Genomic DNA, 11,919 nt, shown 5'->3' with positions numbered 1-11,919 from the left:
GTGTGGCAATTGATGGTTGAGCCGGAACCGCGCCGATGGGCGAGGCTCCGTGTCGAAACCTGGTGGGTTGACGTTGTCGGTGACGATGGTGGTGGTTGCTTCGCGAGGTTGGCTGACGGAGATTTCGACTTGGGTCCTCGCTGCGCTCGGTCCCGGCTCAATCATCGTGTGGCAATTGATGGTTGAGCCGGAACCGCGCCGATGGGCGAGGCTCCGTGTCGAAACCTGGTGGGTTGACGTTGTCGGTGACGATGGTGGTGGTCGCTGCGCGAGGTTGGCTGGCGGAGATTTCGACTTGGGTCCTCGCTGCGCTCGGTCCCGGCTCAATCATCGTGTGGCAATTGATGGTTGAGCCGGAACCGAGCCGATAGGCGAGGCTCCGTGTCGAAACCTGGTGGGTGGATGTTGTCGGTGATCGGGGCTGTGGTCGGTTGAAGCCACGGCGAGTGCTGCGCGTCCGCAACCACTTCGGGGCCTGGTCGGTGGTACGGACGACGCCTTGGACCGCCGTGCATACAGAGACCACAATCCGTGCAGCCGCAGGCATTCTCACCGATGTCGATCGGCAATAGTGTTCCAGATCACAAGCAGTTGTGAACTCGAACACCTTGGAGGACAACGTGACCGCAGCCCAGACGTCGGTGAGTCCGAAGACCCCGGACTGGATCGCCGACATCACCATGCAAGAACTCGACGACGACCCGAACCCGATCTACGCCCGTTTGCGCGAACACGCGCCGGTGGCATTCATCCCGGCACTCGGCCTGCACGTCGTCGCCGCACACGATCTCTGCCGCCAGATTGCCCAGGACGGCGAGAACTGGATGACGGTGATCTCGCCCTCCGGGCACCGGACGTTTGGTGACAAGACCGTTCTCGCGGCGAATGGTGAGGAACACAAAGAGATCCGATCGTGGATCGACCCGCACCTGCGGCCGAATGCCGTCGATGAATATGTCGACCGGCTGGTCCGCCCGATCGCGCGGGAGATGATCGAGGCGATCGAGTCCAACGGCTCGGCCGACATCCAGAAGGAGTACTTCGCCCCGGTCAGCGTCCGGGCCGTCGGTGACCTGATGGGGCTGACCGAGGTGTCGTCGGAGACGCTGGTCCGCTGGTTCCAAACCCTCTCCCTGTCATTCGGTAACGCCGAGGTCGACGCCGACGGGAACTTCGTGAACCAGGAGCTCTTCGAAGCGGGAGATCGGGTGAAGGCCGAGATCATCGCCGTCGTCGACCCGCTGCTCGACCGATGGACCGACGCACCGGATCACACCTTCCTCTCCCATTGGCTTCATGACGGTATGCCCGAGGGGCAGGTGCGGGATCGCTCCGAGATCTATCCCAACGTGTACGTCTTCCTGCTGGGTGCATTGCAGGAGCCCGGCCACGTCATGACCACCACCCTCGCCGGCCTGTTCCGTCAGCCGGGGCAACTCGAGAAGGTGATCGACGAACCGCAGCAGCTGCCGCGGGCGATCGGGGAGGGTACGCGGTGGGTGGCACCCATCTGGAGCGCCGCGGTCAAGGTCGCTGCCGCCGACATGGAACTCGGCGGAGTGGAACTGCCTGCGGGAACACCGGTCCTGCTCGCCTATGGGTCGGCCAACCGGGACGAGCACACCTGGCAGAACCCCGACATCTACGACATGGAGCGACCTACTATGCCGCACATGGCATTCGGGTCCGGAAACCATGCGTGTGCCGGAACCTACCTGGGCACGTCCATCGTCCGGATCGCACTCGAGGAGCTGTTCGAGGCGATTCCCAACATCGAGCCGGATGCCGATCGCAGCCCGGAGTTCTGGGGCTTCGTCTTCCGCGGGCCCAAGGAACTGTTCGTCACCTGGGAGGTCTGAATGCACACCGTGGTTGTGTCCGGCGACGGCGCCGAGTTCCCGGTCGCGGACGGCCAGACGGTTCTCGACGCCGCGCTGCGCAATGGCGCGTGGCTGCCACACTCGTGCACGCAGGGTACCTGTGGGACATGCAAACTCCGAGTTCTGTGTGGCGAGGTGGACCACGGCGAGACACCTGTGGAGACGCTCCCCGCCACCGATCGGCAGAGCGGGATGGCGTTGGGCTGCATGGCCGTACCCCGGTCTGATCTCACGGTGCAGACCACTGCCGTCGTCGACGGAACCGTCCCCCGTCATCGCCTGCGCGATCACGAGGCGACGGTCGTCGTGCTCGACGACATCGCTGCCGACACCCGTCGCCTGATCCTCGACCTGGACGACGACATGCAGTTCACCGCAGGTCAGTACTGCGAGTTGGTTGTTCCGGGTGTCGGTGTGTCGCGGCAGTATTCGATGGCGAATCCGCCGGGAAACCCACGCCGTCTGGAGTTCCACATCAAACGGACGCCGGGTGGGATGGCCACCGACGGATGGATCTTCAAGGATCTTGCGGTCGACGAACGGATCGCGCTGCGGGGTCCGCTTGGACAGTTCGGACTGTCCGACAGACAGGACTCACCCGTGATCCTGATCGGCGGTGGTACCGGGCTCGCACCGCTGAAGTCGATCGTGCACCATGCTCTCGAACACGATCTCGCGCCCGAGATGTTCTTGTATCACGGTGGTCGTCGTCGGGTGGACCTGTACGACGTCGAGTACTTCACCGAACTCGCCCAAGCGCATCCGGGATTCCACTATCGGCCGGCGCTCAGCGAACCCGATCCTGACGACGGAGCGTGGACGGGGTCCGTCGGGATGGTCACCGACGTGGTCCTGGACGACTTCGCAAGCTGTAAGGGGATGAGCGCCTACCTCTGCGGTCCCCCGGCCATGGTGACCGCAGCGGTCAAGGCGCTCAAACGGCGACGGATGGCGCCACGACTGATCTTCCGCGAGGAGTTCACGGCGGCACCGGTGGGCGTGTGACATACGTCGGATACATGAGAACGCTCGGCCGGTGTGTTCTCCGGCCGAGCGTTCTCGGTGTTGGTTTCGTCGGAAGTGGTCACCGCTCGACGTCGGCCGTCTGAGGTTTCGACTCGACTTGTCGCTTCGCTCCTCGTCGGCTCAACCATCGTAGGGGGCTTGTCGCTTCGCTCCTCGTCGGCTCAACCATCTTGCGGGGCTTGTCACTTGGCTTCTCATCGGCTGAACCGTTGTGTGCTAATGGGTGATTGAGCCGGGGCCGAGCATCGCGAGGACCCGTGTCGAAATCTCCGCAGCTTCCGCTGGGAGGTGGGCACCTCCGAAGTGGTCACGACTCGACGTCGGCCGTCTGAGGTTTCGACTCGACTTGTCGCTTCGCTCCTCGTCGGCTCAACCATCGTAGGGGGCTTGTCGCTTCGCTCCTCGCTGGCTCAACCATCTTGCGGGGCTTGTCACTTGGCTTCTCATCGGCTGAACCGTTGTGTGCTGATGGGTGATTGAGCCGGGACCGAGCATCGCGAGGACCCGTGTCGAAATCTTCGCAGCTTCCGTCGGGTGGTGACTGCTTCAGAGGTGGTCGTCGGCTCAACCACCGTGTGCAAGAGCGACATCGGAGGCGTACAGGCGAGCAGATGCTCGACCTTCAGCTTTCGGCCGCGGCCTGGCGCTCGGCGATGGTGACATCACCTGCCGACCAGTGGGTCGTGGGGACCTCGCGCACCACGACGCGAATGTTGGCGACGGGGGCGTCGAGGGTGCGGTGCGCCGCCATCGTCAACTCGTGCATCAATGCCCGGAGCTGTTCCGGGGAGCGGCCTTGCGCGATGGTCACGTCGATGAAGGGCATGTCAGCCTCCTGCCAGGGTAATCGAACCCAATGAGGTGAAGTGTGCCGCGACACGGCTGCCCGGCGCGACGGCGACGGCGTCGGCCATCCCGCCGGTGAGGACCACCCACCCTGCTTCCAGGGTGATGCCGCGAGCGCCGAAGGTGTTGGCGGCGAAGGCGAGTGCTTCGGCGGGGTGTCCCAGGACAGTCGAACCGGTGGCACTGTCGACGATGTCGCCGTCGACCTCCAGCAGGCAGGCCTCCAGGCTCAGGTCCACCTCGTCGGGGCGCTTGAGCACCGGGCCGGTCACATAGGCACCCGACGAGTTGTTGTCGGCGACGGCATCTTCCAGGGTGAATTTGAATCCGGAGTAGCGACTGTCGATGATCTCGACGGCCGCGGTCACGTATTCCACAGCGGCGAGTGCCTGCGCTGCGGTGACGCCCGGTCCGGCCAGTGGCCGGCCGAGGATGAATGCGATCTCCGGTTCGGCCCGCGGGTGGATGAGCTTGCCGCGCGGAACCGGCAGCCCGGCGGGCAGTGCCATCGCGTCGGTCAGCCAGGCCACTGACGGCTTGTCGACACCCATCTGCTGCTGCTTGGCGCGTGAGGTCAGACCGAGTTTGATGCCGGTGACGGTCTCGCCGTGTGCGCGGCGATCGGCGAGTGCGATGTCCTGTGCTGCATAGGCGACGTCGAGGGTCAGACCCGGCCATTCGGCCTGGATCGAGGTGCGTGAGGTCTGCGACCGCTCGGCGGTCAGCAGGATCTCGGCGACGCGCGCCGCACTCCACGCGGATGCGGTCGGGTTCTGCTCGGTCACTTGTCCGTTCCTTCCATGACTGCGGTGACGCTGCCGAGGCCGGCAATGGTGGCGACGACGGTGTCGCCCGGTTGGATCGGGACGGCCCTGGTCATCGAGCCGGGGAGGACCACATGCCCGGGTTCGAGGGTCACGCCCAACGGCCCCACAGTGTTGGCCAGCCACACCAGCGCGTTGAGCGGGGAGCCCAGCACGGCCCCACCGGCGCCGGTCGCGACCAGGTCACCGTTGACGTGCAGATTGCAGCCGGCGAGCCGCAGGTCGACGTCGGCCAACGACGACGGCTTGGACCCGAGGACCACGCCGCCCGATGACGCGTTGTCGGCGATGGTGTCGAAGATGCCGATCTTCCAGTCGGTGATCCGGGAGTCCACGATTTCCAGGGCGGGCAGGACGAACTCGACGGCCCCGGCGGCCTCGGCGATCGTCACGCCGGGACCCCGCAGCGGACGGGAGAGCACGAACGCCACCTCGGGTTCGATGCGTGGCTGGATGAAGGTCCCGACCGGGATCGGAGCGTTCTCGAGATGGAACATGCTCGCGGTGAGATGCCCGAAATCGGGTTGGTCGACGCCCATCTGGCGCTGCATCGCGCGGGAGGCCAGGCCCACCTTGTGGCCTTTGACGGTGTCGCCGTTCTTCTCCCAGTCCTGCACCTGCGCCAGCGCGATCTCGTACGCGGCGGACAGGGGTGCATCGGTGAACTGCGGGGTGAGCGGGTCGATCGGGGTCATGCTGCGATAGGCGCCGAGGAGGGCGTCGGCGGCCTCACGGATCGGATCGTTCATGGGTGCGCTCTCTTCTCGGTCGACAGGTTTTCGGCGGACGAGGTATTGCGGGGGATGCTCGCGGCACGGCACGATGAACCACTGTGCGGCCACGATATTCCCAGAAGCCCGGCGCGGAGCTCGGGGCGGTGGCGCGGGCGATGCGCATCCTCGACATCGTCGGACTCGCCGACCATGCCCTCGGTGTCTCGGAGATCGCGCGGCGTGCCGACATCTCCAAGTCGAGTGCCCAACGGATCGCGCTCGAACTCGTCGAGGGCGGCCTCCTCGAGCGTGACGGAACCCGATACCGGTTGGGAATCCACGTTTTCGAACTGGGCCAGCGTGTACCCCGACGACAGGGCGTGCGCGATGCGGCCGCCCCGTTCATGGATGATCTGCGCGAGGCCACCGGGCACACGGTACACCTGGCGGTGCTCGAGGACGACGTCGTGATCTACCTCGACGTGCTGAACAGCCCCACCGCGCCGCCGCTGCCCACCCGGGCCGGAGCGCGATGGCCGGCGCACGCCACGGGGATCGGCAAGGCCATCCTCGCGTACTCGCCGGAGGACGTGGTCGCACGTATCGTCGCCGGTGGGCTGTCGCGGATCAGCGAACGTACCATCACCAATCCGGGGATGTTGTGCGCCGAACTGACCCGAATCCGTTCCCGCGGAATGAGCTATGACCTCGAGGAGTCGCGCCCGGGTGTGGTGTGCGTGGCCTGCCCGGTGTTCGGCACCGGCGGTGAGGTGGTTGCCGGGATCTCGGTGTCGGGATGGCACAACCGGATCAACCTCGACGAGTCGGCGGCCGCGGTACGGACCGCTGCACTGGGCCTGTCTCGCCAGCTCGGGGCACCCGGCGTCGCCCGGGATACCCAACCGCCCGATCATTGATCGACTCACCCCGCCACCGCGTGCAGGGTGGGATTGCCCACCTCGACCGGCATCGGCGCGGGCAGCGCCGATCCGAGGGCCTTGGTCACCGCGGCGGCCGCACTCATCACCGATCGGCGGAACTCGTGCTGTGCGGCGGTGAAGCGTGACACGGGTGCGGTGATGGAGATCGCGGCCACCACCACACCCATCTCGTCGCGGATCGGGGCGGCCACACAGTGGACCTCCGAGATGGCCTCGCCGATATCGTAGGCACAGCCTTGACGCAGAACGGATTTCAGTTCGGTTCGCAGGGCCGTGGGGTCGACGATGGTGTTCGGGGTGAGGCGGCGCAACGGTGTATTGGTCACGTTGCGATCGATCTCGGTCGGATGGCAGTGGGCGAGCATCGCCTTGCCCACTGCGCTGCAGTGCGCATCGAGGTGTGCGCCGATCCGGGCACCGGAGACGTTGATCACGTGGTTGCCGACGACCTTGTCGACATACATCACCCGATAGCGGTCGAGGATCGCCAGATGTGTTGTCTCACCGTATGCCTCGGAGAGATTCTGCAGGATGGGCGCGGCGCAGGACTTGACGTCGACGGTGCCCTGCAGGGTCTGGTTGAGCTCGACGATCCGCCATCCGATCCGGTAGCGGCCCCGGGACCGGCACTGCAGCAGACCGATGTCGACGAGGGAGGCGAGCAGGGCGTGCGCACTGGATCTGGGGAGCCCGATCTCGTTGGACACCTCGGACACACCCCATTCGGGGCGGCCCACCGTGAACAGGTCCAGGACGGGACCGATCTTCTGAACGGTCTGTAGTGCTGCCATGACCGACCTTTCTTGATCCGGTGACGCGGGATTGGCTGCCACTATGGGCTGCGTCACGCCAGGTGTCTACTGTTTTGTGCCGCAGAGCGGCACATGGAGCGGGATGGGTGGGTGGTGCTAGTTCTGCTCGGAGAACAGGATGGTCGCGCCCCCGGTGGCGAAGGTCTCCACGTCCCCGGTCGCGGCCTGACCGGCCGACGACGACAATGCGGTGAGCGCATCCGACCTCGAATCGAATGCCAGGTGTGCGATCGCATACGCCGATGGTGCTGAGCCGTCCGGGGATTCACACTTTCCCCAGCTGAACCGCCGAACGTCGGGAAGCGCGTCGACGAGGGGCAGGTGCTTGGTGCGGTAGTACTCGTCGAAGGCCGCGGGATCGGTCGGCTGATCGTAGATGACGGTGATCAGGTACATGGTTCTCCTCGGTTGTTCGGGTATCACGGACGGCCACGATGCCAACCGCTGTGATCTGGCACACTATTGATCGAGGAGGCGCCAGAGAATGACCGAGAACGCACCGATCGTTGCCTCTGCGTGCACCGACGCCGGTGATCTCCCGAACACCGTGGCCGTGAACACGCGCGGTCTCTCCGTGTCGCAGAGTCGTGAGGTCTGGGCGGAAGCGGTCGATTCGGCCTATTGCGACATGGACGTGGACTGGCCGCGGCCGCTGTCGGCGTTTGCGGCCGCGATCGTCGCACGTCCGGTGGGTGACCTCTCGGTGAGTGTGGTCCGCGCCGATCCGCATACGGTGCATCGGACGCCGGCGATGATCGCCGCCGATCCCACCGACGATCTCCTGGTGTGCCTGATCACCAAGGGATCGGCGAATCTCGTCCAGGGGCGGCGGATCGCCGTCCTCGACTCGGGGGCATTCGGGTTCGTCGACGCCGCGAACCCCTTCGTGGTCACCGGGAACACCCCCTTCGAGCAGGTGGTGCTGCGCATGCCTCGCGCGCAGCTGTCGTCTCGCCTGGGATCGATGGTGGAATGCACGGCCGCGCAACGCATATCGGCCGAATCCGGGATGGGACGGATCGCGTCGCGACTGCTGGTCGACCTCGCGTCGCACGACGATCATCTCGACTCGAGAGAAGGCGGAACGATCGCGTCGGCGACCCTGGACGTCCTCGCCGCGGCCATCGACCAGACCGGCGCCGTCTCGGTGACCGACCGCGTGCATCACGAGGACCTGCGTCGGGTCCAGCGGGCCATGGTCGCTCACCTCGACGATCCCGACGTGACCTTGTCCGACATCGCCCGCGAGGTGGGGATCTCGGTGCGGTACCTGCACAAGCTGTTCGCCACCGCGGGAACGACGCCACGTAACTGGCTCTACGCCAAACGTTTCGAGCGAGCCCAGGCGATGCTCGCCGAGACGGATCTGCCGGTCGGGGAGATCGCCGGAACGCTCGGGTTTCGTGACGTCGCACATTTCAGCAGGGCCTTTCGCCGTCACTGCGGCACCAGTCCGACCGGATACCGGGCGCAGCACCGATAGCGGGGCGAGGTGCTCGGCCGGGTTGCCTCCCGGCCGAGCGCAGCGGGTTGTGGGCGGGCATCGTCGGGTCAGAAGCCCCAGTTCTCGTCGTCCTGCAGCTCCAGTGCACGGAAACTGCCGGTGTAGAACAGCAACGGTCGGCCGTCGTCGAACCACAGCTCCTCCACCAGGCCCACGTGCAGGGTGTGATCCCCGGCCGGATGGGAGTCGGTGACCGAGCACGAGAGGTGCACGAGCGCGCCGTCGAGGAGCGGGACGCCCCTGCGCCAGGTGAACCTCACCAGATCCGGTTCGGTTGCGGCACCGGCGAAGTGCAACGACAGCGGCTCCTGGTGGCCGGCGAGGATCGACACCCCGTAGCGTCCGGTCTCGGTGATCTTGGCGTTCATCCGGGCGCGGTTGGCGATCGAGACCAGCACCAGCGGCGGGTCGAGGGAGACCGAGGTGAAGGCGTTGGCGGTCATCCCGTGCACCGACTCCTCGTCGTTTCCCTCTGCGGTGGTGACGATGGTGACACCGCTGGCGAAGCGGCCCAACGCCTTCCGCATCCGCAGTGGCGTCGGGTCGAGCTCCGCGGCAGACGGCTGCGGGTGGGTCGGTGCCGTCGTCGTCACTTCCGATCCCACACGATCGTCAGATCGTCGTTGTTGATCAGGTCGGGTCGGGTCCAGCCGTCGACGTCGTACTCGGACATGCACTGTTCGGCGAAACCCTTGAGCGCCAGGTCCTGACCGCTGGCCTGGTAGGCGAACAGGGTCTGGAATCGGACGGCCTCGTGGTCGCCACCGTAGTTGCGTTCGTAGAGTTCGTGGCGCCCGCCGAACTCGGTGCCGACCGCGTCCCAGAGCAGCTTCAGCAGCTGCACCCGGTCGATCGCGGGGATGCCGTTGGAACCGCGGACGTACTGGTCGAGGTACGGGGCGACATCGGGGTTCTTCCAGTCGTCGGCATGGGAGTTCAGGTAGATCAGGCCGCTGCCGAGGACCTGCTGGATGATCTCCTTGATCCGCGGATAGCCGACTCCCATGAAGGTTCGATAGGCCAGGCCGTAGTTGATGTTCGGCTGCACCGCACCGTTGACCCACGGGTCCGGCGACTTGGCCATCGCATCGGACAGGCCCCAGAACATGTCACGCCAGTTGAGGATCTCGCCGATCTGCATCTGGACACCGCGGAAGCCGGCCGAACCGGTCATCTCCACGCCCTTCATCACACAGCCGGCGATGAAGTCGAGCTTGACCGCGAGCCGGGCGCACCCGTGGAACATGAAGCGGTTCAGGAAGCCCGATTTCATGACGAAGCCGTTGGTGGTCTCGGCGTCGTAGGCGAACACGTTCTCCCAGGGCACCAGTACGCGGTCGAACACCATGATCGAGTCGTTCTCGTCGAACCGGCTCGACAACGGGTAGTCGAACGGGGTGCCGGTGACCGCCGCATTCATCTCATAGGAGGTGCGGCAGAACAACTTCAGGCCCGGAGAGTCCATCGGTACCGTGAAGATCAGGCCGAATTCCTTCTTGCGCAACGGGAGCCCGTAGTGGGCGATGAAGTTGGCATTGGTGATCGCCGAACCGGTGGCGACCACCTTGGCGCCCGACACGATCAGGCCCGCATCGGTCTCGTCGACGACATGTACACAGACATCGGCGGTTTCGTCGGCGGGCTTGTCGCGATCGATGGGTGGGTTGACGATCGCATGGTTCAGGTAGAGCACCCGCTCCTGCGACTTCTTGTACCAGTCCAGCGCGTTCTGCTTGTACTCGCCGTAGAAGTCGGCATTGGCACCCAGGGTGCCGAGGAACGAGGCCTTGTAGTCGGGGGAGCGGCCCAGCCAGCCGTACACCTCACGCTGCCAGGTGGCGATCGCATCCCGGGCCGCCACCAGATCATCGGCGGAATGGGCGGTCTTGAAGAACGGGTGGGTGAAACCTCCGTTGCCGGTGTCGGTGGGCACCGACAGTACGCCTTGAGCTGCGGGTTCGTGCAGGGCGTCGTACATCCGGGCCACCGACCGTGCTGAATTCCGGAATGCCGGATGCGTGGTGACGTCGTCGACGCGCTCACCGCGAATGTAGATCTCGCGACCGTCGCGCAACGATTCCAGGTACTCCGCGCCGGTCATCGGCCGCACGTCGTTGGCGGCTCCCGTGAGCGTCCGTTCGGCGAGGGGTGCAGTGGTCATCGGGTCCTCCTGAGATGGTCGCGCAGTGGGGTGACGCGGGTAATCTGCTGCACGGCATTTGCTATGCGGCACTTGCCTTGTGGTGTCCGAGGCAATGGCTTCTCGCGCGGGACGTGCTGCGCGGTATATGGTGGCGGTGCCACGTCCCTGTGACGTAGAACACTAGAACTCGGAGGTGTGGCACAACATGGCTGAGCGCGCACGATCTGTGGACTCTGCGCGACCGGGCGGCGAGAGCGTCCTCTCGTTGCGCACACGAGAACTGGACCTCGGCGAGGGCCGCGACGAATGGCGGGCCGCACTGGGCTCGCTGTACGCCGAGATGGACGTCGACTGGCCCTCATCGCGGCGTGCCCTCGATGCGGAATGGGGTGGCCGACCGTTCGGCGATCTGCACGTGAGCACCATCCGGTGCGACGAGCAGACGGTGATCCGGTCACCGGCGATGATCCGATCCGACTCGTGTGCGGACGTGCTGGTCTGCGTGGTCACCGACGGGGTGGTGCAGATCGAACAGGCCGGACGGCATGCGGTCGTCGGGGACGGTGCCTTCGCCCTGCTCGATCTGGGTTCACCGTTCGTGTTCCACTCGCCGTCGACATTCCGTCAGGTCGTGGTGCGGGTGCCCGGTGACCGGGTGACCGCCCGGATTCCGGGCCTGGCCGAGCGCTGCACCGGACGCGCCTTCGATGCCGGCGCGGGGTCGACCGCGATCGTGGGGCGGCTACTCACCGACATCGCGGGGCAGGAGGTGCCGACGGCCACCGCCGCACCGTTCGCGGCGTCGGTGATCGAGATGCTGTCGGCCGCGCTGCTCGAGGCCGGCGCCGGGAACCAGCCGCTCGACGATCACCGGGCACGGGACCTGACCCGGGTGCAGCGCGTGATCGCCGACCATCTGCACGACGCCGATCTGACATTGCCCGACGTCGCCCACCTGAGCGGGATGTCCCTGCGCGCTGTGCAGAAGCTCGCGCAGGGGGTGGGCGCCACCCCGAGCGACTGGCTCTACGGCGCGCGGATCGATCGGGCCAAACACCTGCTCCGGACGACCGGTGAGCCGGTCTCGGTGATCTGCGAGCAGGTCGGGTTCCGGGATCTCTCGCATTTCGGGCGGGTCTTCCGACGCCAGACCGGGACCAGCCCGGGCCGCTACCGCGCGCAGGAGGAGTGATGCAGGAGGAGTGACGCAGGGGGGCGACCCGGTGCCGT

12 protein-coding genes are annotated in these 11,919 nt (G+C 66.0%); 5 read left to right on the top strand and 7 right to left on the bottom strand.

Going from position 1 to position 11,919, the window contains the following annotated elements:
* Positions 1-680 precede the first annotated feature (680 nt).
* Together ACWDUA_RS01685 and ACWDUA_RS01680 are read left to right on the top strand one after the other, a co-directional pair.
* Entirely contained in the window at positions 681-1,859 is a 1,179-nt protein-coding gene (locus ACWDUA_RS01685) for a cytochrome P450 (RefSeq protein ID WP_449749392.1), read from the top strand.
* The gene (locus tag ACWDUA_RS01680; RefSeq protein WP_449749266.1) at positions 1,860-2,885 is read left to right on the top strand and encodes a 2Fe-2S iron-sulfur cluster-binding protein; all 1,026 of its coding nucleotides are present in this window, start codon (positions 1,860-1,862) and stop codon (positions 2,883-2,885) included.
* A 643-nt stretch (positions 2,886-3,528) separates the two neighbouring features.
* Here the strand turns inward: ACWDUA_RS01680 and ACWDUA_RS01675 are convergent.
* From ACWDUA_RS01675 to ACWDUA_RS01665, 3 genes are read right to left on the bottom strand one after another with little or no spacing between them, the layout of a single operon-like run.
* Positions 3,529-3,732, bottom strand: a complete 204-nt coding sequence (locus ACWDUA_RS01675; protein ID WP_449749265.1) for a tautomerase family protein — start codon at positions 3,730-3,732, stop codon at positions 3,529-3,531.
* 1 nt (position 3,733) lies between these two features.
* The gene (locus ACWDUA_RS01670; RefSeq protein ID WP_449749264.1) at positions 3,734-4,537 is read right to left on the bottom strand and encodes a 2-keto-4-pentenoate hydratase; all 804 of its coding nucleotides are present in this window, start codon (positions 4,535-4,537) and stop codon (positions 3,734-3,736) included.
* On the bottom strand, positions 4,534-5,325 hold the full coding sequence (locus ACWDUA_RS01665) for a 2-keto-4-pentenoate hydratase (RefSeq protein WP_449749263.1): 792 nt from the start codon (positions 5,323-5,325) through the stop codon (positions 4,534-4,536). Before ACWDUA_RS01665 ends, ACWDUA_RS01670 begins: the two co-directional genes overlap by 4 nt.
* A gap of 83 nt (positions 5,326-5,408) precedes the next feature.
* On the opposite strand from ACWDUA_RS01665, the gene ACWDUA_RS01660 reads away from it, so the two are divergent.
* Positions 5,409-6,206, top strand: coding sequence for an IclR family transcriptional regulator (locus tag ACWDUA_RS01660; protein WP_449749262.1), 798 nt, complete (start codon positions 5,409-5,411; stop codon positions 6,204-6,206).
* A gap of 5 nt (positions 6,207-6,211) precedes the next feature.
* On the opposite strand, the gene ACWDUA_RS01655 is transcribed toward ACWDUA_RS01660, so the two are convergent.
* Both ACWDUA_RS01655 and ACWDUA_RS01650 read right to left on the bottom strand, forming a co-directional pair.
* The gene (locus ACWDUA_RS01655) at positions 6,212-7,021 is read right to left on the bottom strand and encodes an IclR family transcriptional regulator (RefSeq protein WP_449749261.1); all 810 of its coding nucleotides are present in this window, start codon (positions 7,019-7,021) and stop codon (positions 6,212-6,214) included.
* 117 nt (positions 7,022-7,138) lie between these two features.
* Positions 7,139-7,438 carry an EthD family reductase gene (locus ACWDUA_RS01650; protein WP_449749260.1) on the bottom strand — a complete coding sequence of 100 codons (300 nt, stop codon included), beginning with the start codon at positions 7,436-7,438 and terminating at the stop codon, positions 7,139-7,141.
* Positions 7,439-7,526: 88 nt separating this feature from the next.
* Between ACWDUA_RS01650 and ACWDUA_RS01645 the strand changes: the two genes are divergently transcribed.
* Positions 7,527-8,525, top strand: coding sequence for an AraC-like ligand-binding domain-containing protein (locus ACWDUA_RS01645; RefSeq protein ID WP_449749259.1), 999 nt, complete (start codon positions 7,527-7,529; stop codon positions 8,523-8,525).
* 68 nt (positions 8,526-8,593) lie between these two features.
* On the opposite strand, the gene nphA is transcribed toward ACWDUA_RS01645, so the two are convergent.
* Both nphA and ACWDUA_RS01635 read right to left on the bottom strand, forming a co-directional pair.
* Entirely contained in the window at positions 8,594-9,073 is a 480-nt protein-coding gene (gene nphA / locus ACWDUA_RS01640; RefSeq protein ID WP_449749391.1) for an NADH-dependent flavin reductase, read from the bottom strand.
* A 62-nt stretch (positions 9,074-9,135) separates the two neighbouring features.
* Positions 9,136-10,707, bottom strand: a complete 1,572-nt coding sequence (locus ACWDUA_RS01635) for a 4-hydroxyphenylacetate 3-hydroxylase family protein (protein ID WP_449749258.1) — start codon at positions 10,705-10,707, stop codon at positions 9,136-9,138.
* A 187-nt stretch (positions 10,708-10,894) separates the two neighbouring features.
* On the opposite strand from ACWDUA_RS01635, the gene ACWDUA_RS01630 reads away from it, so the two are divergent.
* The gene (locus tag ACWDUA_RS01630) at positions 10,895-11,881 is read left to right on the top strand and encodes an AraC-like ligand-binding domain-containing protein (protein WP_449749257.1); all 987 of its coding nucleotides are present in this window, start codon (positions 10,895-10,897) and stop codon (positions 11,879-11,881) included.
* Positions 11,882-11,919: the final 38 nt, after the last annotated feature.

The organism is Gordonia sp. NPDC003376 (assembly GCF_053589235.1).
Note: the sequence above shows the minus strand (reverse complement) of the source record. Positions and strands in the feature narration are given on the sequence as shown.

Excerpts from the sequence above, each read along its gene's own strand:
- ACWDUA_RS01645 (WP_449749259.1), top strand. The coding sequence starts at position 7,527 with ATGACCGAGAACGCACCGATCGTTGCCTCTGCGTGCACCGACGCCGGT.
- nphA (WP_449749391.1), bottom strand. The coding sequence starts at position 9,073 with ATGCGGAAGGCGTTGGGCCGCTTCGCCAGCGGTGTCACCATCGTCACC.
- ACWDUA_RS01675 (WP_449749265.1), bottom strand. The coding sequence starts at position 3,732 with ATGCCCTTCATCGACGTGACCATCGCGCAAGGCCGCTCCCCGGAACAG.
- ACWDUA_RS01635 (WP_449749258.1), bottom strand. The coding sequence starts at position 10,707 with ATGACCACTGCACCCCTCGCCGAACGGACGCTCACGGGAGCCGCCAAC.
- ACWDUA_RS01665 (WP_449749263.1), bottom strand. The coding sequence starts at position 5,325 with ATGAACGATCCGATCCGTGAGGCCGCCGACGCCCTCCTCGGCGCCTAT.
- ACWDUA_RS01650 (WP_449749260.1), bottom strand. The coding sequence starts at position 7,438 with ATGTACCTGATCACCGTCATCTACGATCAGCCGACCGATCCCGCGGCC.
- ACWDUA_RS01630 (WP_449749257.1), top strand. The coding sequence starts at position 10,895 with ATGGCTGAGCGCGCACGATCTGTGGACTCTGCGCGACCGGGCGGCGAG.
- ACWDUA_RS01685 (WP_449749392.1), top strand. The coding sequence starts at position 681 with ATGCAAGAACTCGACGACGACCCGAACCCGATCTACGCCCGTTTGCGC.
- ACWDUA_RS01655 (WP_449749261.1), bottom strand. The coding sequence starts at position 7,021 with ATGGCAGCACTACAGACCGTTCAGAAGATCGGTCCCGTCCTGGACCTG.
- ACWDUA_RS01680 (WP_449749266.1), top strand. The coding sequence starts at position 1,860 with ATGCACACCGTGGTTGTGTCCGGCGACGGCGCCGAGTTCCCGGTCGCG.